The organism is Streptomyces sp. P6-2-1 (assembly GCF_050613165.1).
Classification (GTDB): Bacteria; Actinomycetota; Actinomycetes; order Streptomycetales; family Streptomycetaceae; genus Streptomyces.
The window spans coordinates 3,492,705-3,512,453 of sequence record NZ_CP192513.1; the positions used below are offsets into that span (position 1 = coordinate 3,492,705).

18 protein-coding genes are annotated in these 19,749 nt (G+C 69.7%); 7 read left to right on the forward strand and 11 right to left on the reverse strand.

Annotation, left to right across the window (positions count from 1 at the left end):
- Positions 1 to 126: 126 nt before the first annotated feature.
- The gene (locus ACQYWQ_RS15045) at positions 127 to 1,539 is read right to left on the reverse strand and encodes a serine hydrolase domain-containing protein (RefSeq protein ID WP_431035141.1); all 1,413 of its coding nucleotides are present in this window, start codon (positions 1,537 to 1,539) and stop codon (positions 127 to 129) included.
- A gap of 141 nt (positions 1,540 to 1,680) precedes the next feature.
- Between ACQYWQ_RS15045 and ACQYWQ_RS15050 the strand changes: the two genes are divergently transcribed.
- Together ACQYWQ_RS15050 and ACQYWQ_RS15055 are read left to right on the forward strand one after the other, a co-directional pair.
- Complete coding sequence (locus tag ACQYWQ_RS15050) at positions 1,681 to 2,538, forward strand: DMT family transporter (RefSeq protein ID WP_431035142.1); 858 nt, start codon at positions 1,681 to 1,683, stop codon at positions 2,536 to 2,538.
- A 41-nt stretch (positions 2,539 to 2,579) separates the two neighbouring features.
- Positions 2,580 to 3,227 carry a maleylpyruvate isomerase N-terminal domain-containing protein gene (locus ACQYWQ_RS15055; RefSeq protein ID WP_431035143.1) on the forward strand — a complete coding sequence of 216 codons (648 nt, stop codon included), beginning with the start codon at positions 2,580 to 2,582 and terminating at the stop codon, positions 3,225 to 3,227.
- A 57-nt stretch (positions 3,228 to 3,284) separates the two neighbouring features.
- Here ACQYWQ_RS15055 and ACQYWQ_RS15060 read toward each other — a convergent pair whose 3' ends face one another.
- Together ACQYWQ_RS15060 and ACQYWQ_RS15065 are read right to left on the reverse strand one after the other, a co-directional pair.
- Complete coding sequence (locus tag ACQYWQ_RS15060; RefSeq protein WP_431035144.1) at positions 3,285 to 3,950, reverse strand: M15 family metallopeptidase; 666 nt, start codon at positions 3,948 to 3,950, stop codon at positions 3,285 to 3,287.
- Positions 3,951 to 4,237: 287 nt separating this feature from the next.
- Positions 4,238 to 4,693 (reverse strand): hypothetical protein, encoded by a 456-nt coding sequence (locus tag ACQYWQ_RS15065; protein WP_431035145.1) that lies wholly within the window; start codon positions 4,691 to 4,693, stop codon positions 4,238 to 4,240.
- A gap of 229 nt (positions 4,694 to 4,922) precedes the next feature.
- On the opposite strand from ACQYWQ_RS15065, the gene ACQYWQ_RS15070 reads away from it, so the two are divergent.
- On the forward strand, positions 4,923 to 5,234 hold the full coding sequence (locus ACQYWQ_RS15070) for a hypothetical protein (protein WP_431035147.1): 312 nt from the start codon (positions 4,923 to 4,925) through the stop codon (positions 5,232 to 5,234).
- A gap of 700 nt (positions 5,235 to 5,934) precedes the next feature.
- Here ACQYWQ_RS15070 and ACQYWQ_RS15075 read toward each other — a convergent pair.
- Positions 5,935 to 6,336 carry a hypothetical protein gene (locus ACQYWQ_RS15075; protein ID WP_003949413.1) on the reverse strand — a complete coding sequence of 134 codons (402 nt, stop codon included), beginning with the start codon at positions 6,334 to 6,336 and terminating at the stop codon, positions 5,935 to 5,937.
- Between the two features lie 288 nt (positions 6,337 to 6,624).
- Positions 6,625 to 8,172 carry a replicative DNA helicase gene (gene dnaB / locus ACQYWQ_RS15080; RefSeq protein ID WP_431035148.1) on the reverse strand — a complete coding sequence of 516 codons (1,548 nt, stop codon included), beginning with the start codon at positions 8,170 to 8,172 and terminating at the stop codon, positions 6,625 to 6,627.
- Positions 8,173 to 8,558: 386 nt separating this feature from the next.
- Between dnaB and ACQYWQ_RS15085 the strand changes: the two genes are divergently transcribed.
- Positions 8,559 to 9,896, forward strand: coding sequence for an MATE family efflux transporter (locus ACQYWQ_RS15085; protein ID WP_431035150.1), 1,338 nt, complete (start codon positions 8,559 to 8,561; stop codon positions 9,894 to 9,896).
- A 158-nt stretch (positions 9,897 to 10,054) separates the two neighbouring features.
- Here the strand turns inward: ACQYWQ_RS15085 and rplI are convergent, their stop codons facing one another.
- From rplI to rpsF, 4 genes are all read right to left on the reverse strand, one after another.
- Positions 10,055 to 10,501: a 50S ribosomal protein L9 gene (rplI, locus tag ACQYWQ_RS15090; RefSeq protein WP_030996087.1), complete on the reverse strand. Its 447-nt coding sequence runs from the start codon at positions 10,499 to 10,501 to the stop codon at positions 10,055 to 10,057.
- A 17-nt stretch (positions 10,502 to 10,518) separates the two neighbouring features.
- On the reverse strand, positions 10,519 to 10,755 hold the full coding sequence (gene rpsR / locus ACQYWQ_RS15095) for a 30S ribosomal protein S18 (protein ID WP_008746874.1): 237 nt from the start codon (positions 10,753 to 10,755) through the stop codon (positions 10,519 to 10,521).
- 57 nt (positions 10,756 to 10,812) lie between these two features.
- Complete coding sequence (locus tag ACQYWQ_RS15100; protein WP_431035152.1) at positions 10,813 to 11,403, reverse strand: single-stranded DNA-binding protein; 591 nt, start codon at positions 11,401 to 11,403, stop codon at positions 10,813 to 10,815.
- Positions 11,404 to 11,480: 77 nt separating this feature from the next.
- Positions 11,481 to 11,771: a 30S ribosomal protein S6 gene (gene rpsF, locus ACQYWQ_RS15105; protein ID WP_431035153.1), complete on the reverse strand. Its 291-nt coding sequence runs from the start codon at positions 11,769 to 11,771 to the stop codon at positions 11,481 to 11,483.
- Positions 11,772 to 12,038: 267 nt separating this feature from the next.
- On the opposite strand from rpsF, the gene ACQYWQ_RS15110 reads away from it, so the two are divergent.
- The 3 genes from ACQYWQ_RS15110 (at position 12,039) to ACQYWQ_RS15120 (ending at position 15,085) form a co-directional block, all read left to right on the forward strand.
- Positions 12,039 to 12,371, forward strand: a complete 333-nt coding sequence (locus tag ACQYWQ_RS15110) for a hypothetical protein (protein ID WP_431035154.1) — start codon at positions 12,039 to 12,041, stop codon at positions 12,369 to 12,371.
- Positions 12,372 to 12,829: 458 nt separating this feature from the next.
- Positions 12,830 to 13,951, forward strand: coding sequence for a lipid II:glycine glycyltransferase FemX (locus ACQYWQ_RS15115; protein ID WP_431035155.1), 1,122 nt, complete (start codon positions 12,830 to 12,832; stop codon positions 13,949 to 13,951).
- A 102-nt stretch (positions 13,952 to 14,053) separates the two neighbouring features.
- Positions 14,054 to 15,085 (forward strand): alanine racemase, encoded by a 1,032-nt coding sequence (locus tag ACQYWQ_RS15120; RefSeq protein ID WP_431035156.1) that lies wholly within the window; start codon positions 14,054 to 14,056, stop codon positions 15,083 to 15,085.
- A gap of 143 nt (positions 15,086 to 15,228) precedes the next feature.
- Here ACQYWQ_RS15120 and ACQYWQ_RS15125 read toward each other — a convergent pair whose 3' ends face one another.
- Positions 15,229 to 16,734, reverse strand: coding sequence for a glycosyltransferase family 87 protein (locus tag ACQYWQ_RS15125; protein WP_431035157.1), 1,506 nt, complete (start codon positions 16,732 to 16,734; stop codon positions 15,229 to 15,231).
- A 307-nt stretch (positions 16,735 to 17,041) separates the two neighbouring features.
- On the reverse strand, positions 17,042 to 19,735 hold the full coding sequence (locus ACQYWQ_RS15130; RefSeq protein WP_431035159.1) for a transglycosylase domain-containing protein: 2,694 nt from the start codon (positions 19,733 to 19,735) through the stop codon (positions 17,042 to 17,044).
- Positions 19,736 to 19,749: the final 14 nt, after the last annotated feature.

A 19,749-nucleotide genomic window follows, 5' to 3' on the forward strand; every position in this document is an offset into this window, starting at 1 on the left:
AGAGGATGTTCCACGTGAAACATCCCCCCACGGACCGGCGGGGTGAACCGCCCGGCGAGATGTTCCACGTGAAACATCGCCCCGAAAGGCGCGATCCCTCATGTTTCACGTGAAACATCGCCTGCTTCAGCCCGGCAGCCCGCGCCAGCCCCCCGCCACGACCCCACCCGGCGTCGGCCCGCCCTCCTCGTACGGCTCACGCGTGAAGACGAAGGAGCCCAGGTCGAGGTGGCTCACCTCGCCGCCCGGCGCCCGCACCACGCTCAGCACCTCGCCGGTGTAGTAGCCGTCGAGCCCCACCCAGTTCCCGTCGTCGGAGGGCACGAAGCGCGAGCCGCGCCCGCCCTTGACCGGCCCGAGGTCCAGGCCCCCACCCTCCCGGAGACGTACCGCGACCGGATCGCTCCCCCAGTACCAGAGGCCGGTCAGCGCCAGAAGTTCCCTGTCCCCCTGAGGCAACGGCTTCCACGGCTCGGGCAGGCGCGGTTCGGCCTCCGCCACGAGTTCCAGCAACTCGGCGGCGAGCGTGCCGGAGCTGAGCTGGGAGGTGGCATTGCCCAGGACGACGGCGCCGAGATCCTCCTCCTCGCAGATCCACAGCCCGGCCGTGAACCCCGGCACGGAACCAGTGTGCCCGGCCAGGCTCCGGCCCCCGCGGTACAGGAGCTGGGTCCCGAGGCCGTAGCCGCTGTCCCCGTTCCCGGGGGCAGCGGGCGTACGCAGCTCACGCACCCCGTCGATACCCAGCACCTCGTCGTCCCCGTGCAGCAGGAAACCGGCGAAACGAGCGAGGTCGGCCGCCGTGGACCAGAGCTGTCCCGCTGGAGCCATGAGCCCCAGGTCCTCGACCTGCTCCTCCTGGAGCAGATCGGCCCACGGGTGCACCGCCCAGCCGCCGGCGCTGGGCGCCTCGGCCCTTACCGAGGTCCGGCGCAGACCGAGCGGCTCCAGGATCTCCGTACGCAGTGCCTCCTCCCACGTGGTCCCGCGCACCCCGGCGACGAGCGCCCCGAGGACGGTGAATCCGGGGTTGGAGTAGTGGTGCAGCAGCCCGGGCTCGTGGCGGAACGGCTCGGCCCCCAGTACATCGGCGAGCTGCGGCCGCAGGCGCCCCGGCGTCCGCTCCCACCAGGGCGGGGGCGCCTCCGCGGCCAGCCCGCCTGTATGGGCGAGGAGTTGGCGCACCGTCACCTCAGGGCCGAGACCGGCCTCCGGTACGTACCGCTCCACCGGGTGGCCCAGTTCGAGCAGGCCCTCCTCGCGCAGCCGCAGTACGAGCACCGCGGTGAAGGTCTTGGTGATCGAGCCGATGCGGTACTGCACCTGGTCGTCGGGGGCGTGCTCGTCGACGCGACCGCGTACCCCACTCCACACCTGCCGCCCGCCCCGCGTCACCGCTGCCACGACCGACGGGACCCGCTGCCGGGCCTGCGCCACGGCGACCTTGTGCAGCAATGCCCGCCGAGTCCCCTCCAAAAGGGCCTCGGACACCCCGCCCGCCTCGTCGCCGGGCGTCCCGGCCTCATCGATGGAAGTCATGCACCGCACGCTAATCGGCAGCCGACACGCGCCACCAACGGGTCTCGGCCCGGAGCCGCTCCCCCATCCGCCCGTCCTTCGTAGGGCGGACACACGCGCCGCGAGCGTGAGAAGCGGCGGGGGAACGGGGAGTCAGCAGCCGTGATCATCCTGGCCGTCGTCTTCGCCGTACTCGGCGCCGCGAGCAACGCGACGGGAACCGCCTTCCAGCGCAAAGCCGCGGCCCACCAGCCCCAGGGCGGCGGCCTGCGCCTCGTCCTCGCCCTGGCCCACCAGCCCGCCTGGCTCCTCGGCATCGGCGGCGTCATCGGCGCCGCGTTCTTCCAGGCGCTCGCGCTCACGAACGGACCGCTCGCGCTCGTCCAGCCCGTCTTCATCCTGGAACTGCCGTTCGCGCTTCTCATCGGGTTGCCGTTGCTGCACCGCAAGATGCCGACGACCGGCTGGTATGCGATCGGGAGCGTCGTCGCCGGGCTCGTGCTGCTGCTCGGCTGCGCGGCTCCGCACGGCGGCACCAGCCAGGCCTCGGCCACGCGCTGGATTCCGGCCGTGGCCCTGTGCCTCGCGACGATGGGCCTCATGGTGCTCATCGCACGCCGCTCCGGCTCCTCGCTGCTGCGTGCCACCGTGCTCGGTTTCGCGGCCGCCGTGGGCAACGCACTGACCGCCGCGCTGATGAAGTCGGCGACACGTGCTTTCGCCGAGCACGGCCCGGGCGCCTTCTTCACCTCCTGGCAGACCTACGGTTTCGCGCTCACCGGCATGGCCTCCCTGCTGCTCCTGGAGAACGCCCTGCAAGCGGGCACGCTCGCCGCCTCGCAGCCCGCGCTCACGATCGGCGACGCCACGGTCAGCCTCCTGCTCGGCGTCCTCGTCTTCCAGGAGCGACTCCACCTGGGCTGGCTCGTCCTGCCCGAACTGTTCGGCGTCGCGCTGATCGCCACCGGCGTCTTCGCGCTGACTCGCGCGGTCCCTCACATCCGCGACCTCGCCTCCTGAGAGAACCCCACACCGCCGCACGCGCCGCGTAGCCTGCCGGGGTGGATCTCTTCTCCCAGGCCCTCACGTCCCTGCTCGACACGGTCGCGGGGCTGCGCGACGAGGACTTCGCCCGGCCCAGTGGCTGCGCGGGCTGGCGCGTACGGGATCTCGTCTGCCACCTCGTCATCGACGCGCAGGACGTCCTCATCACCCTCGCGACCCCCGAGCAGGGCGCGCCAACGCGTGACGCCGTGACGTACTGGCAGGTGAGCGAGGTGCCGCCGGACGGCACGGACCCGCTCGACGCACTCACCGTCCGCCTCGCGGCAGCCTACGAGGACCCGGCCCTGCTGAAGTTCCACTTGGACGACGTCGGTTCGGCGGCGGGTCGGGCGGCCCGTCTCGCCGTCCCCGGGGCACACGTCGGCACGCAGGGGCAGGTCCTGACCGTGGCGGACTACCTCTCCGCGTACGTCCTGGAGTGGACCCTGCACCACCTCGACCTCACAGCCCACCTCGCCCACGCTCCCGGTCCCCCGGCCGCGTGCCTCGTCGGCGCGCGCACCCTTCTCGACCGGATCGCGGGCGCTCCCTTCCCGCCCTCCTTCTCCGACCGGGAAGCACTGCTCGTCGGCACGGGGCGTCGCACCCCGACCCCCGAGGAACGCGCGTCCGCCCCGGTCCGCCTGCCCCTCGTCCTCGGCTGAGACCCGCCGGGCACGCCGCGCGCACGACCGCGTCGTGGTGGCCCCCCTCCCGGAGGCTCAGTCCGTGCCCGCACGCTCCAGCGCCGTGTACAGCGCCGCCTCCGCACCCGTCATCAGGGCCCAGTAGCGATCGCCGTAGGACCAATGCCACCACTCGGTCGGGTAGTTGACGAACCCGGCGCCGCGCAGCGCGGCGCTCAGGAGCGCCCGGTGGGCGCGCGCCTGCGCGCCGACGTTCCCCGCGTCCGTGTAGCAGGCCCCGTCGCTCTCCTCCGGGCTCGCGTTCATGCGGGTGCCGAGGTCGAGTTCCCGCCCCTCCGCGTCCGCGAGCGTGACATCCACGGCGGCGCCCGCGCTGTGCGGGGCGATCTCGGGCGGCGACACGTACCGGCTCGCGGCCGTCCTGATCCGGTCGGCGGGCCACTCCGGGTGCTCGGCACGCAACTCCTCCGCATACTCATCGAAGTGGCTCCGCTGGAGAGCGGGTGGCCGGTATCCCTCGACGTGCAGCAGCCGTACGCCCTCCGGAAGGCTCCGCTGCGCCGCGAGCAGCCGCTCCAGCACCCCTTCCCGCAGGTACGCGAACGACCCCGCCGCATCCGCCGCCTTCCGCGTGTCGACGCGCAGTTCACCGCCCGCGCGCACATCGACGAGCGGTTCACCGCACTCGCGCACGGGTATCGCCGCCACGCGAGGATCAGCCATCAGAATGACTTCACTCATCCCGGAAGTCTCTCCCCCGCGTCGTCAGAACCGGGCCCCACCAACGAGTCCGGCCAGCGAACGTCCCTGTGCCTGCGACTTCCCTCTCCCGTCGGTGTTCCAGGAAAGAGATATCCCAGGGACGTGGCCGACTGGTCACGCAGAGTCGCGAGGCGAGGCCGAGAACACGACGCGGTCCGGCGCTGCTCGTGCCCGCGCCGGTCCAGGGTTCGAGGCAGGCGTCGCGCAGCGGGGCAGTGCGGCGGGCCCGTACCACTCGCCGGTGGTCTGCGCGGCGACGACGAAGCTCACGAAAGGGTGCGCGACGACCGCGGCGCTCCGTCGAAGAAGGTGACCCTGCCCAGTCGGCGACGCGGCCACAGGGCCTCGAAGACCTCGCTCGGTGTTCTCGTCGGCACTACGGGGACACCGGGCGAAGCGAGGCCCGCGACGTGCGGCGCCGACGTGCGCCGTGTCCCCGCGCACCACCGCAGGGCCTCCTTCCGCAGGCGCCGCCCGTCGCTCGCTTCGAGCCGGTCGAGTACCTCGCGCAGCCGCCGCGGCAGCGCCCCGCAGCAGCCGAGGTCCACCGCCAGCGCGCCCTCGAAGCCCCTCCCCGGCGGATTCGCCTTGCGCCAGTACTGCTCCGGCCACTCCGGGCGGCCGTACGAGGACCGGCCACGGCAGCAGGCGGCACCCGTCCGCCACCCCGACTGTCGCAGCCTCCTCGCCGCGAGCACGTACTCGGCCCGGCGCACGGTCACCCGCCGCCACCCCGCCTCTGCCAGAGCGGCGCCACGCCCTCCTACCGCCCGCTCCGCAACCTCCGCGCATCGTCCGTCCGGATCACAACAGCGCGGGCACCGGTCCTCCGGCGCTTTACGGAGCCGGTCCGAGGGGCCGGTCCGGCCTGCTCCCGTCCGCGGGCGCGTTCCAGCCGCGATCTGGCACGTTCTCCGCTCATGAGCGGGTGGTTCACGCAGGCGGGTCTGGGTGCGGTTCGAGCAGGCCCCCGTCGGCGGGGGCCGCGTCGCGCGGGAAGCCGCGTGCCTCGTGATCGTCGACGGACTGTCGTTCACCACGCCGGTGACGACCGCGGTGGAGGCGGGCACACACGTCTTCCCGTACCGCCGGCGGGACGAGACGGCCCGGGCCTTCGCCGACGAGGTCGACGCCCGGCTGGCAGTGGGCCGGAGCGCGGGCTACGAGGAGGACGTCGTCCTCGCCACCGAACGCGACGCGTCCACCACCGTTCCGGTCCGCACCGCCGGGGCGTTCATCGCGTGGCGCGCCCCTACCGCCTGAACGATGGCGGGGTGCGTTCCCGAGGCTGCGAGGACGCTGTCAGCGCTCACATGGAGGCCCGAGGGATGCCGCCTCGCGGCGGTCGCGGCCTCAGCCCGAGAAACCGGGAGACCGGGAGACCGGGAGACCGCATCGGCCACCTGACGGCACGGAAACCCGCCGTCCGAGTGCCGAACGGCCGATGAACGCCCTCGGGCTGAGGCCCGGCATCCCCATCGGCAGCGAGCGGCCATGCGACACCGGATCGTCGTGGACACCAGCGGCTGCGAGACCGTGGTCAATCCCCGAAAACCGGCTCCCCGGCCGCGTACGAGGCCGGTGCCAGAGCCGTGCCGGAGAATCGCGCCTGCTGAGGGCGAGCGACGAGTTCGGCACCAAGGTGAAAAGGCCCGCCGAGTCGACGATCGGCAGGATGCCGACCACCCTCCGGCGCGACGGCAGCCACACCCTGAGGACGCGGACAGCGACGGGAACATCCAGGTCGTGCGCCCTGACGACACCACGTACCCGCTCGAATTCAGGGACGGCTGCGCGACCGAGCACCACCACAAGCTCTCCGTTTCGCAGAAGAAAACCTGGCCGCCGTGCTCGACTGGGCATGGCTGTCCTGACCTGTAGGATCTCGCGGCTCGTGTCATAGAGCACTGCTCTGACCAGCGGGCCTCTGATCTGTCTCAGCTCCTGTCCGCGTGCCGGAGTCTCAGTTCCGTGGCATTTCCTCAGGACTCATACGCTCTGACCATTCGCGCTGGGTCACGGCTTGCCCGAGGCGGGTGACGATGTCCTTCTTGGACGCCGCGTCCAAGGTCTCCGGGATCTTGTCGAAGGTGTCGGGGAGGATGTCGAGGAGACCCCAGATCTGTTCACCGGTCCTGACGGTCAGTAGCTGCCGACACCTCCACTGCTGCGGCATGTCGGGTCGGTGCCTGAGGTGTTGCACGATCGTAGGGACCAGGTAGTGCGTCGCCTCTGCGGCAAGGTGCTCTTGGAGCCAGTCGACCGGGAGCCGCTGGCTGAAGCCGTGCATGGCGGCCTCCTGGGCCAGGTCCAGGAGCTGAGCGGTGTCAACGGCTCGGACGGTGCGGGGAAGGGTCGGGGTCATGTCGCGATGATGCCAAGAAGTCCCCACAGGTCCGAGAGATCAGCGGGGCCGGGATGCGATCTGCCGCCGGGCAGGGCCCCAGACCTTTTCGAACTGCTCGGAGGTCAAAGTCTCGGGGTCGTGGCCCTCCCACTCCGAGACAGGCAGTTCAGCGGTGATCCCGAACCGGTGGTCGTACTCATCGAGGCGGCCTGACCTGCCAGTCTCAGGACTGTGGCCAATCTGCCATCACTTGGCCATCGGTCCTGAGATTTGGCCACGAAATCTGAGACCCTACATGACCTCCCCTCACACCTGCGCCATGTCCACGAAGCGTGAGTAGTGGCCCTGGAAGCCGACCGTGATCGTCGCGGTCGGGCCGTTGCGGTGCTTGGCGACGATGAGGTCGGCCTCGCCGGCGCGGGGGGACTCCTTTTCGTAGGCGTCCTCGCGGTGCAGCAGGATGACCATGTCGGCGTCCTGTTCGATCGATCCCGACTCACGCAGGTCCGAGACCATCGGCTTCTTGTCGGTACGTTGCTCGGGTCCACGGTTGAGCTGCGAGAGCGCGATCACCGGGATCTCCAGCTCCTTCGCGAGCAGCTTGAGGTTTCGGGACATGTCCGAGACCTCCTGCTGGCGGCTCTCGGCGCGGCCCTTGCCACCGGACTGCATGAGCTGGAGGTAGTCGATCACGACGAGCTTGAGGTCGTTGCGCTGCTTGAGCCGTCGGCACTTCGCGCGGATCTCCATCATCGACAGGTTCGGCGAGTCGTCGATGTAGAGCGGTGCCGCCGAGACCTCCGGCATCCGGCGCGCGAGGCGGGTCCAGTCCTCGTCCGTCATCGTGCCGGACCGCATGTGGTGGAGAGCCACCCGCGCCTCGGCCGAGAGAAGACGCATCGCGATCTCGTTCCGGCCCATTTCCAGCGAGAAGATGACGCTCGGGAGGTTGTTCTTGATCGATGCCGCTCGCGCGAAGTCGAGCGCGAGCGTGGACTTGCCCATCGCGGGACGGGCCGCGATGACGACCATCTGCCCGGGGTGGAGTCCGTTGGTCAGCGCGTCGAAGTCCGCGAAGCCGGTCGGGACGCCGGTCATCTCGCCGCTGCGCGAGCCGATCGCTTCGATCTCGTCGAGCGCGCCCTCCATGATGTCGCCGAGGGGGAGGTAGTCCTCGCTCGTGCGCTGCTCGGTGACCTTGAAGACCTCGGCCTGCGCGTTGTTGACGATGTCGTCGACGTCGCCGTCCGCCGCGTATCCCATCTGCGTGATGCGCGTGCCCGCCTCGACGAGCCGGCGCAGCACGGCGCGCTCGTGGACGATCTCGGCGTAGTACTCCGCGTTGGCCGCCGTCGGCACCGTCTGCACGAGGGTGTGCAGGTACGGGGCGCCACCGACCTTGGTGATCTCGCCGCGCCGGGTCAGCTCGGCGGCGACCGTGATCGGGTCGGCGGGCTCGCCCTTCGCGTACAGGTCGAGAATCGCCTGGTAGACGACCTCGTGCGCGGGGCGGTAGAAGTCGGAGCCCTTGAGGATCTCGACGACGTCGGCGATGGCGTCCTTGGAGAGCAGCATGCCGCCGAGCACCGACTGCTCGGCGTCGAGGTCCTGTGGGGGGACGCGCTCGAAGGCGGCAGGACCGTCCCAGTCGCCGCCCTCCTGGCCCCGGTCGTGGCGCTCGCCCCGCCCCTGCTCGCCGCGTCCCTGGCCGCCGCGAGCCTGATCCCCTCGCCCGCCCGGCCCGTCCGCGCGGCCGCCTCGGTCGTCGTCCTCGCGGCGCCTGCGCGAGGAGGGCAGTCGGTCACCGGGCCCGCTCTCGGCCCAGGGATCGTCCAAGGGCTCGGAAATGCTCACCGGGCCTCCTCCTCACGTCCGTGAAACGGACCCTTGCCGTGCCGTTCCACGCGCCGCCGCACGGTGGGCGCCGCATAACGTTAGGCCCGTCGGCACCGTCAGCCAATCTGGTTATCCACAGGCGCTGTGGATAACCAGCCCAGAGCTGTGGAGAACTCGCCCGAACCTGTGCATGAGCCGGTGGAAAGCTCTGTGAACAAGCCCGACCCCCTCCCCGAGTACCCGATCTGACCTGGTGTTTCCTCATCCACCGCCTGTGGGGAAGAAAAAATTTCCCGAGTGGCCCAAGATCACGAAAACGGACACCCTCGCGCGAGCCCTCCCCGGCCTTCCGTAAGGGTCGCAGAGCTTTGCGTCTCTTACCTGTGGAAGATTAGATTGAATCCATGACCCGCCCTCCCGAGCAGTCCCGCGCCACCGCGCGCCGACACGACCGCGAAATCATCGCCCTCGCGCTCCCGGCCTTCGGCTCCCTCGTCGCGGAACCGCTCTTCGTCATGGTGGACAGCGCCATCGTCGGCCACCTCGGCACCCCGCAACTCGCCGGTCTCGGCGTCGCCTCCGCACTCCTCACCACGGCGGTCAGCGTCTTCGTCTTCCTTGCCTACGCGACCACGGCCGCCGTCTCCCGACGCGTCGGCGCGGGTCATCTCTCGGCCGCCCTGCGCCAGGGCATCGACGGTATCTGGCTCGCCCTGCTCCTGGGGCTCCTGGTCGTCGCCTTCGCCGTACCCGCCGCGCCCTGGCTCGTCGACATCTTCGGCGCCTCCGGCACCGCGGCCCCGTACGCCACGACCTACCTGCGCATCTCCGCCCTCGGCATCCCGGCCATGCTCATCGTCCTCGCGGCGACCGGCGTCCTGCGCGGCCTCCAGGACACCCGGACACCGCTCTACGTCGCGGTGGGCGGCTTCCTCACCAACGGGGTGCTCAACGCGGTGCTCGTGTACGGGGCGGGCCTCGGCATCGCCGGCTCCGCCTGGGGCACGGTCATCGCTCAGTGCGGCATGGCCCTCGTCTACCTCTACGTGGTCGTACGGGGCGCACGCCGCCACGGCGCCTCGCTCCGCCCCGACCTCGCGGGGATACACAACAGCGCCCGCGCCGGGGCCCCGCTCCTCGTCCGCACCCTCTCGCTCCGCGCGATCCTCATGATCGCGACGGCCGTCGCGGCGCGACTGGGCGATGCCGACATCGCCGCGCACCAGATCGTGCTGTCGCTGTGGAGCCTGCTCTCCTTCGCCCTCGACGCGATCGCCATCGCGGGACAGGCCATCATCGGGCGCTACCTCGGAGCGGACGACGCCGAGGGCGCCAGAACCGTGTGCCGCAGGATGGTTCACTGGGGCATCACCTCCGGCATCGTCCTCGGCGCGCTCGTCATCGCCGGACGCCCCCTGTACATCCCGCTCTTCTCCGGGGATTCCGTCGTCCACGACGCCGCCTTCCCGGCCCTGCTCGTCGTCGCCTTCGTCCAGCCCGTCTGCGGGATCGTCTACGTCCTCGACGGGGTGCTGATGGGGGCGGGCGACGGGCGCTACCTCGCCGTCGCGATGATCCTCACCCTCGCGGTCTTCACACCCGTTGCGCTGCTCGTCCCCGTGTGGGGCGGCGGTCTCACGGCGCTGTGGGGAGCGATGGCGCTCATGATGGCAGTCCGGATGCTCACCCTCTGGCTGCGCTCCCGCTCGGGGCGCTGGGTCGTCACCGGAGCGAGCCGCTGAACCGGCGCGGATGTTCCACGTGAAACATCGCGAGCCCGGCAGCGCGGGATGTTTCACGTGAAACATCCCGGGGCTCGTACGGGCTGCCGCAGCCGCCTACACGCCGAAGGGGCCGCACCCACGAGTGGTGCGGCCCCTTCGCTGCTTCAGCGAGACGCTCAGGCGGAGACAACCTCGATGTTGACCTTGGCGGCCACCTCGGGGTGCAGACGCACGGACGCCTCGTGGGCGCCGAGCGACTTGATCGGCGTCGTCAGCTCGATGCGGCGCTTGTCCACGTTCGGGCCACCCGCGGCCTTGATCGCCGAGGCGATGTCGGCCGGGGTCACGGAACCGAACAGACGGCCGGCCTCGCCGGAACGGGTCGCAAGGCGGACCTTGACACCCTCCAGCTCGGCCTTGATCTGGTTGGCCTGCTCGATCGTGGCGATCTCGTGGATCTTGCGCGCGCGACGAATCTGCGCGACGTCCTTCTCGCCACCCTTGGTCCAGCGGATCGCGAAACCGCGCGGGACCAGGTAGTTACGGGCGTACCCGTCCTTGACGTCGACGACCTCGCCGGGGCCACCGAGACCGGAGACCTCGTTCGTGAGGATGATCTTCATGCGATGGTCACCCTCTCTCAGCGCGCGGTGGACGTGTAGGGCAGCAGCGCCATCTCACGGCTGTTCTTCACGGCCGTGGCGACATCGCGCTGGTGCTGGGTGCAGTTGCCGGTCACGCGGCGGGCACGGATCTTGCCGCGGTCGGAAATGTACTTCCGCAGCATGTTCGTGTCCTTGTAGTCCACGTACGTGACCTTGTCCTTGCAGAATGCGCAGACCTTCTTCTTAGGCTTGCGCACAGGCGGCTTCGCCATTGGTGTTTCTCCTGTGTGATCAAGAAGTGGGAAGGCCCACCCCGGGACCCGAGGGTCCTAGAAGGGGGGCTCGTCCGAGTAGCCACCGCCGCCGGAGTTCCCACCCCAGCCGCCGCCACCCTGCTGCCCTCCGCCGGAGGGAGCGCCGGTGGCCCAGGGGTCGCCGGCGGGTGCACCGCCGCCGCCCTGCTGCGGCTGCTGCGGACCGCCGCCGGGGTTTCCGCCCCAGCCGCCGTCCTGCGGGCCTCCGCCGTAGCCGCCCTGGCCGCCGCGTCCGCCCCCGCCGCTGGTCTTGGTGACCTTGGCGGTGGCATTGCGCAGGCTGGCGCCGACCTCGTCGACGTCCAGCTCGTAGACCGTGCGCTTGATGCCTTCACGGTCCTCGTAGGACCGCTGCTTCAACCGGCCCTGAACGATGACGCGGGTGCCGCGCTGAAGCGACTCCGCTACGTTCTCCGCGGCCTGCCGCCAGACCGAGCACGTGAGGAAGAGGCTCTCGCCGTCCTTCCACTCGTTGGTCTGCCGGTCGAAGGTGCGCGGGGTGGACGCGACGCGGAACTTCGCGACGGCCGCACCGGACTGGGTGAAGCGCAGCTCCGGGTCGTCGACAAGATTGCCGACGACCGTGATGACGGTCTCGCCTGCCATGCGATGTACCTCTCGGCGGAATGTGCTCTGGCGGGTACGTGGCTACTCGACGTCCGCGAGTCCCTGAGCCAGAGCGCTCAGTGGGTCTCGGGACGGAGGACCTTGGTCCGGAGGACCGACTCGTTCAGATTCATCTGACGGTCGAGCTCCTTGATGACCGCGGGCTCGGCCTGGAGGTCGATGACCGAGTAGATCCCCTCGGGCTTCTTGTTGATCTCGTAGGACAGACGACGACGGCCCCAGGTGTCGACCTTCTCGACCTTCCCGTTGGCCTCACGGACCACGGAGAGGAAGCTCTCGATCAGGGGAGCGACAGAGCGCTCTTCCAGATCGGGGTCGAGGATCACCATCACCTCGTAGTGACGCATAGGTAACCCACCTCCTTCGGACTCAGCGGCCACGGACAATCCGTGGCAGGAGGGTTGTTCATGCGTAGCGACGGTACTGGGCCCCACTGACAACACGCCCTCCGCCGAAGAGGAGGGCCGTCCGGGTGGCCGGACAGACACCGGCGCAGACGGTACACAGTACCCGCACACCGGCTTCCGGTTGAAATCCGGCCCCGAGGGGACGCAATCTGTACAGAACGGATGTGACCGGCGTTACAGGGCGCCGGTCCCGTCAGGAGGTGCCCGATGGCACAGGCAATACGTCCCCCGTCCGCACATCAGCCCTCTGCGAACTCGCTCGTCTCCGGAGACGGACGGCCACATCCCCTTCAGAACACCCTCACCGCACTCACACTCGTGCTGGGGTTCCTGGCCTTCATCTCGTCCTTCTTCCACAGCTTCCACCTGCTCAGCTCCTGGGCTGGGCTCGTCGGCCTCGCGCTCGGCGGCTGGGGGCAGTACATCTCCGCCACCACCCGGGAGCGCTTCGGGTTGATCATCGGCATGGGCGCCGCGGGGATCGGGCTCCTCGTCGGCATGGCCCACGGCGGTCTCTTCGGCGGTGTCATCGGCGGCTGAGCATCGCCGTCCGCCCGAGCCGAAGGGCCCGTGGCGCCGGAATCCGCCCGTCCACCAGCGGCGGAGCCCCGGCACCACGGGCCGCGGACTGCCCGTACGAAGGACGTCCACCCCATCCCCGTACGCACGACGGGCCCCCGCCCGTACCGCCGCCGTACCCACGACGGGCCCCTGCCCCGTACCCCCGCCCCGCTCGTCGTACGACGCGGGGCACCCCGTCGCCTCGCGAAGCGCCCTCATCGGCACGCTACGAATGGACCCGTCCTTGTCCCTGTGTCGCCCGGCTGGAGCAGCGCACGCCGTCCCGCTGGAGTCCCCGCCTGGCTCTGTCACCCCTTCCGGGCCCGTACCGGAGAGCGGCACGGCCCAGCGAGCGCCCCGGAAAGGCGCAGTAGGCTTCGGCGCGAGAGCCGGAGCCCTGTACCGATGGGGACACACCAGCCCGAGGAGCGCCCCGAATGAGCCTGACCCTGAGGACCATCAGCCGCGAGCACCATCTGGCCTTCATCCAGAGCCTGCCCGCGGCCAGCCACATGCAGGTCCCCGCCTGGGCAGACGTGAAGTCGGAGTGGCGCTCCGAGAGCCTCGGCTGGATCGACGAGAAGACCGGGCAGCTCGTCGGCGCCGGACTCGTCCTCTACCGCCAGCTCCCCAAGATCAAGCGTTACCTCGCCTACCTGCCCGAGGGCCCGGTCATCAACTGGTACGCGCCGAATCTCGACGAGTGGCTCCAGCCGATGCTGGCGCACCTCAAGAAGCAGGGCGCCTTCTCGGTGAAGATGGGCCCGCCGGTCGTCATCCGCCGCTGGAAGGCGCCGACGATCAAGCAGGGCATCCAGGACCCGGACGTCAAGCGGCTGCGCGACATCGAGGCGGACGTCATCGAGCCGCGCGCCTTCGAGGTCGCCGACAAGCTGCGCCGGATGGGCTGGCAGCAGGGCGAGGACGGCGGCGCGGGCTTCGGCGACGTCCAGCCCCGCTACGTCTTCCAGGTGCCGCTCGCGGGACGCTCCCTGGAGGAGGTCCACAAGGGCTTCAACCAGCTGTGGCGGCGCAACATCAAGAAGGCCGAGAAGGCCGGCGTGGAGGTCGTCCAGGGCGGCTACCACGACCTCGGCGAGTGGCAGCGTCTGTACGAGATCACCGCGGTCCGCGACAAGTTCCGGCCCCGCCCGCAGGCGTACTTCGAACGCATGTGGCAGGCACTGAACAGCGAGGACCCCAATCGGATGCGCCTGTACTTCGCGCGCCACAACGGGGTGAACCTCTCCGCGGCCACCATGCTCGTCGTCGGCGGGCACGTCTGGTACTCGTACGGCGCCTCGGACAACATCGGGCGCGAGGTGCGTCCGTCGAACGCGATGCAGTGGGCGATGCTGCGCGACGCCTACGCGCTCGGCGCGAGCGTCTACGACCTGCGCGGCATCAGCGACTCGCTCGACGAGACCGACCACCTCTTCGGCCTCATCCAGTTCAAGGTGGGCACCGGGGGAGAGGCGGCGGAGTACCTCGGGGAGTGGGACTTCCCGCTCAACAAGCTGCTCCACAAGGCCCTCGACATCTACATGTCGCGGCGCTGACCGCCCCGTCCGCCGCCGCGGCCGGTCCCCCCGCCGGGTTCCACGCGGCACGACTTCCCCCACCTGCACAACACAGCTACAAGAAAGGTCCGGGACCGGCCAATGGCGCTCACGCTCTACGTCGACTCCACGCGCTGGCGGGCACACCACAAGCACGTCCTCGAACAGTTCCCCGGGATCGTCCCGGTCTGCAAGGGCAACGGCTACGGTTTCGGCCACGAGCGGCTCGCCGAGGAGGCGACCCGGTTCGGCTCCGACATGCTCGCCGTCGGCACCACGTACGAGGCGGCCAGGATCAAGGACTGGTTCAGCGGTGACCTCCTGGTCCTCACCCCGTTCCGGCGTGGCGAGGAGCCGGTGCCGCTGCCCGACCGGGTGATCCGCTCGGTCTCCTCCGTGGAGGGCGTCCGGGCTCTGGTGGGCGCGCGCGTGATGATCGAGGTCATGTCCTCGATGAAGCGGCACGGCGTGACCCGGAGCGACCTCCAGGCCCTCGGCAGCGCGATCGACGACGTCCGCCTGGAGGGCTTCGCGATCCACCTGCCGCTCGACCGCACCGACGGCACGGACGCGGTGGAGGAGGTCATCGCGTGGATGGACGCGTTGCGCGGCGCGCGGCTGCCGCTCCACACGATGTACGTGAGCCACGTGTCGGCGGACGAGCTGGCCCGCCTGAGCCAGCAGTTCCCGCAGACGAACTTCCGCGCGCGGATCGGGACCCGGCTGTGGCTGGGTGACCACGAGGCGACCCAGTACCGGGGCACGATCCTGGACGTGACCCGCGTCGCGAAGGGCGAGCGCTTCGGCTACCGGCAGCAGAAGACGGCCTCGGACGGCTGGCTCGTCGTCGCCGCCGGCGGCACCTCGCACGGTGTCGGTCTGGAGGCGCCCAAGGCGCTGCACGGCGTGATGCCGCGCGCGAAGGGCGTGGCACGGGCCGGGCTTGCCACGGTCAACCGGAACCTCTCGCCGTTCGTCCACGGCGGAAAGCAGCGCTGGTTCGCCGAGCCGCCGCACATGCAGGTTTCGATACTGTTCGTGCCCTCCGACGCCCCCGAGCCGAAGGTGGGCGAGGAGATGGTGGCGTACCTGCGGCACACGACGACGCAGTACGACCGGCTCGTCGAGCACTGAGCGCGCGGCTCCCCGGAGGCGGCGCGGCGCGGAGCCCCTCTTCGGGCGTGGGCTTCGTCGGTACAAGTCCGCGGAACGGCTTCGCGTACGGAGAAGGGCGCCCCCTGGTGGGGGCGCCCTTCTCCGTACCTGGGGGCGGCCGCTCAGCCCCGGCGCCCCGGCTCCTCGTCCACGAACCCCTCTTCCGGCTCTCTGCCCCAGTCCGTGTAGGTCCCGCCGCTGTCGTGCGCCGGCTTCGCGGCGCGTCCGTACACGTGCAGGTCCGGCGCTCCGTCGAGGACACCGCCCGAGGGGTCGTCGTCGCCGGAGGCGCGTACGGGGTCGCGCTCGGGCAGCAGGATGTCCCGCACCACGACGGCGCAGAGGTAGAGCGTGGCGAGCAGGTGACAGCAGATGGCGAGGTGGTAGCCCTCCTGGGAGAGCCCCATCGCGTCCTTCCCGCCGCTCGTGTAGGCGAGGTAGAGCCAGATGCCGAGGAAGTACAGCACCTCCCCGGCCTGCCAGATGAGGAAGTCCCGCCAGCGCGGCCGGGCGAGCGCGGCGAGCGGCACGAGCCACAGGACGTACTGCGGCGAGTAGACCTTGTTCGTGAGGATGAAGGCCGCGACGACGAGGAAGGCGAGCTGGGCGAAGCGCGGCCTGCGGGGAGCGGCCAGTGTCAGCACGGCCAGGAGGGCGCAGGCGAGCACCATGAGCAGCGTCGCGAGCGTGTTGATCATGTCGGTGCTCGGCGGGGAGCTGAGCCGCTGGGACAGGATGAGCCAGAAGGACCCGAAGTCGACCCCGCGTTCCTGGCTGAAGGTGTAGAACTTCGCCCAGCCCTGGGGCGCCAGGAGGATCACCGGGAGGTTCACCAGGAGCCAGGCGACCGCCGTACCGGCCAGTGCCTTGCCGAACTCCCGCCAGCGGCCCGTGCGCCAGCACAGCAGCAGCACGGGCCCGAGCAGCAGGACGGGGTAGAGCTTCGCGGCGGTGGCGAGCCCCAGGAGGACACCGAAGCCGAAGGAGCGCTTGCGGGACCACAGGAGCATCGCGACCGCCGTGAGCGCGACGGCGAGCAGGTCCCAGTTGATGGTGGCGGTGAGCGCGGCGGCGGGAGCGAGGGCGACGAGCAGGCCGTCCCAGGGCCGTCGGCGGTGGGTGCGGCTGACGCACACGGCGAGCACCACCGCGCAGATCATGAGCATCCCGGAGTTCACCAGCCAGTAGACCTGCTCACGGTGGACGAGGTCGTCCCCGCCCGGGGTGAGCCAGGAGGCCACCTCCATGAACACGCCTGTGAGCACGGGGTACTCCAGGTACTCCATGTCGCCGCCGAGCCGGTCGAAGTAGGGAACCAGCCCGTCCGCGAAGCCGCGCCCCTGGAAGAGGTGGGGGATGTCGGAGTAGCAGGCGTGCGTGTACTGGGCGTTCGCCCCGAAGAACCAGCCGCCGTTGTAGCAGGGAATCTTCTGCACCATGCCGAGCGCGAAGAGCCCCAGGGCAACGAGCGCGACGACCCGTACGGGCGTCCACCACGTGGAGCCGAGCAGGGCATGGCGCCCCACCGGTCCGCCGAGCAGTTCGCTGCCCTCAGCGGAGACGGCGTCCTCCTCGGTGGGTAGCACCGGCCCGGACTGCTGCACGCGGGTACTCGTCATGACGGCCATCCTGCCGTACGTCCCTGAGCGACAGTGGCGGGGAACGCCGCGGGGCGGCCCGGAAGCGGCGGACGAGAGCGGGGAACGCCGCACAGACCACCAGAAGCCGCGGTTGACGGCAGGGAAGGGGCGCCGGGAAGACAGCGAGGGCCGCGGTACCGGAAGTCGGTACCGCGGCCCTCGTGGAGCGTCGGGCGGGCTGCCCATGTTTCACGTGGAACATCCGGCTCTCCGATGTTTCACGTGAAACATCGCGCCTTCACTGTCCCCCGTGGAACGTCACCGATGTTTCACGTGGAACATCCTCGCGGCCGGGTCATTGCTTGAACCAGCCGTTGTCATCGCCGTCCCCATCCCCGTCCCCGGGATCTCCTTCACCGGGCAGCGAGGGCGAGGGGGGCGCGGAGGTCTGCCCCGGCCCTTGGTTGTCACCACCCTGGTCGTCACCGCCGCCGCCCTGGTTGTCGCCGCCGTGCTGGCAGTTGAAGTCGAAGGGGGCGCAGGTGTTCTCCGACTCCGTGACCGAGGGACTCGGCGGGGCCTCGGAGGAGGGGGACTCCGAAGGCGTCTCGGAAGGCGACGGGCTGTTGCTCGGCGACGGCTTCGTGCTCGGCGAAGGCGGCGCATCGACCGTCTCGACGACCTCGCCGATCTTCTCCGGCGTCGGGAAGCTCTCGACCGGCGCGTCCTTGAGCGCCAGCGTCATGTAGTCCTTCCAGATCTCGGCCGGGAAGGAGGCACCGTGGATCGAGGTCTGGTTACCCGTCCCGTACATCTTCTCGAACTCGCGCTGCTTGTTCTTCGCGTTGTCGTCGAAGCGGAACATGGCGATCGCGGTGGAGACCTGCGGGGTGTACCCGACGAACCAGGCGGACTTGTTGCCGTCGGTCGTACCGGTCTTGCCGGCGACATCCCGGCCGGGAAGACGGGCCGAGGTACCGGTGCCCTTGTCCACGACGTTCTTGAGCACGTCGGTGACATTGTCGGCGACCGGCTTCGGGAAGGCGGACTTGCTCTTCTTCTTGTGCTGGAAGAGCGTGCCCTTCTCGCTCTCCACCTTGGTCACCGAGTACGGGTCGTTCTGCTCCCCCTCGTTCGCGAAGGTCGCGTAGGCGCCCGCCATACGGATCGCGCTGGGTGAGGAGGTACCCAGGGAGAACGAGGGGTAGTTGCTGCTCGCGAAGATGTTGGGGCCGTCCTGGATACCGGCCTTGATGGCGGCGTCCTTCACCTTGTCCAGACCGACATCCATACCGAGCTGGACGAAGGCGGAGTTGACGGAGTGCTCCATCGCTTCACGAAGAGTGATGCGGTAGTTGTCCTTCTCGTTGTAGGACTCGTTGCCGTCGTTCGACTGGTTCCACTGGTCGCCGTTCTCGTCGGTCCAGATCTGCCCGTTGTACTGCTTGATCTTCAGCTTGTTCTTCGCGCTGTAGATACTCATCTGCGAGACGGGCCGACGCGTCGAGTCGTCCTGGTCGGGTCCCAGCTTCGGATTGCGCACCCCGTGTTCCATCGCGGCGGCGAGCACGAAGGGCTTGAAGGTCGAACCGACCTGGGCACCGGTGACGTCGGCGTTGTTGGACCAGTGCTTGAGGGCGTCCGTACCGCCGTAAATGGCCTCGATCGCTCCGGTCTTGGCGTTGACCGACGCACCGCCGAACTGGACGTGCTTATCCGTCTTCGGCCGCTTCTTGGGGTCGATGTTCTCGTTGTAGACCTTGCTGACGGACTTCTCCAGCTCCTTGACCCGGTCCTTCTTGAAGGTCGTGTAGATCCGGTAGCCACCCTGATTCAGCTTGTTCTGGGTGATGCCCGTTTCCTCGCTGTGACTCGTCACCCAGGAATTGGCGAGTTCCACGAGATAGCCGACCTGGCCGCCGAGCGCGCTGTTCGCCCGCGGGGGCTTCGTCTTCGGCAGCTCGGTGTACTTGTCCCGCTCGCTCTTGCTGAGGTGGCCGTCCTTGACCTCCTCGTCGAGAATCCATGACCAGCGCTGGGTGGCGCGGATCGTGTTGGCTTCCTTGGTCGTCTTCGCCGGGTTGTCCGAGGCGACGCCCGCCGGGTCGTAGTACGTGGCGCCCTTGAGGACGGCTGCCAGAAGCGCCGATTCACTGGGATTGAGCTTGACCGCGTCCTTGTCGAAGTACGCGCGCGAGGCGGCCTGAATCCCGTAGGCACCGCGCCCGTAGTAGGCGGTGTTCAGGTAGCCCGCCATGATCTCGTCTTTGCTCTTGGTCGTGCCCACCTTGATCGAGATGAACAGTTCCTTGAACTTACGGCTCAGGGTCTGTTCCTGATCGTCCAGCACCGCGTTCTTGACGTACTGCTGGGTGATGGTCGAACCACCCTGCGTCTGACCGCCCTTGGCCATGTTGACGAGGGCGCGGCCGATGCCCATCGGGTCGACGCCGCTGTCCGTCTCGAAGGACTTGTTCTCCGCCGAGATGACGGCGTAGCGCATGGACTTGTCGATCTGGTCGAGCGGGACGATCTGCCGGTTGCGCTGGCTCTCCCCGCCCGTGGCGACCATCTGGCTGCCGTCGGACCAGTAGTAGACGTTGTTCTGGGCCCTGGCGCTCAATGCCTCGTCGGGGACCTCCACCATCGCGTAGGCGATGCCCGCGATGCCCATGAGCCCGCCTATGAAGGCGACGAAGAGCCCGGTGACGAGCTTCCACGAGGGAAGCCAGCGCCCGAAGCCGTCCTTGCCCGCGCGCGGGTAGTCGATGAACCGCTTCTTCGCCGGAGGGCCGCCGCGCCTGCCGCCGCCCTGGCCGGCCGCCGGGGTCGCGCGCCGGCGGCCGCCGCTGCCGCGCTGGGCCGCGCGGCGGGCCTCGGCGCGTCCACCTCCGTGCGACGGCGGCTCCACCCCGGGTGAGCCGTGAGAGGAAGAGGGGGCGGAACCACGGGGCGTCGCGCGGCGTCCCGTATTCCCGGAACGGGCGCGTCGGGCCGCGGCCCGCCCGCCGCCTTCCGGCTGCGGCGGTTTGCGACGGTGCTCGCTCATCGAACGACTACTCC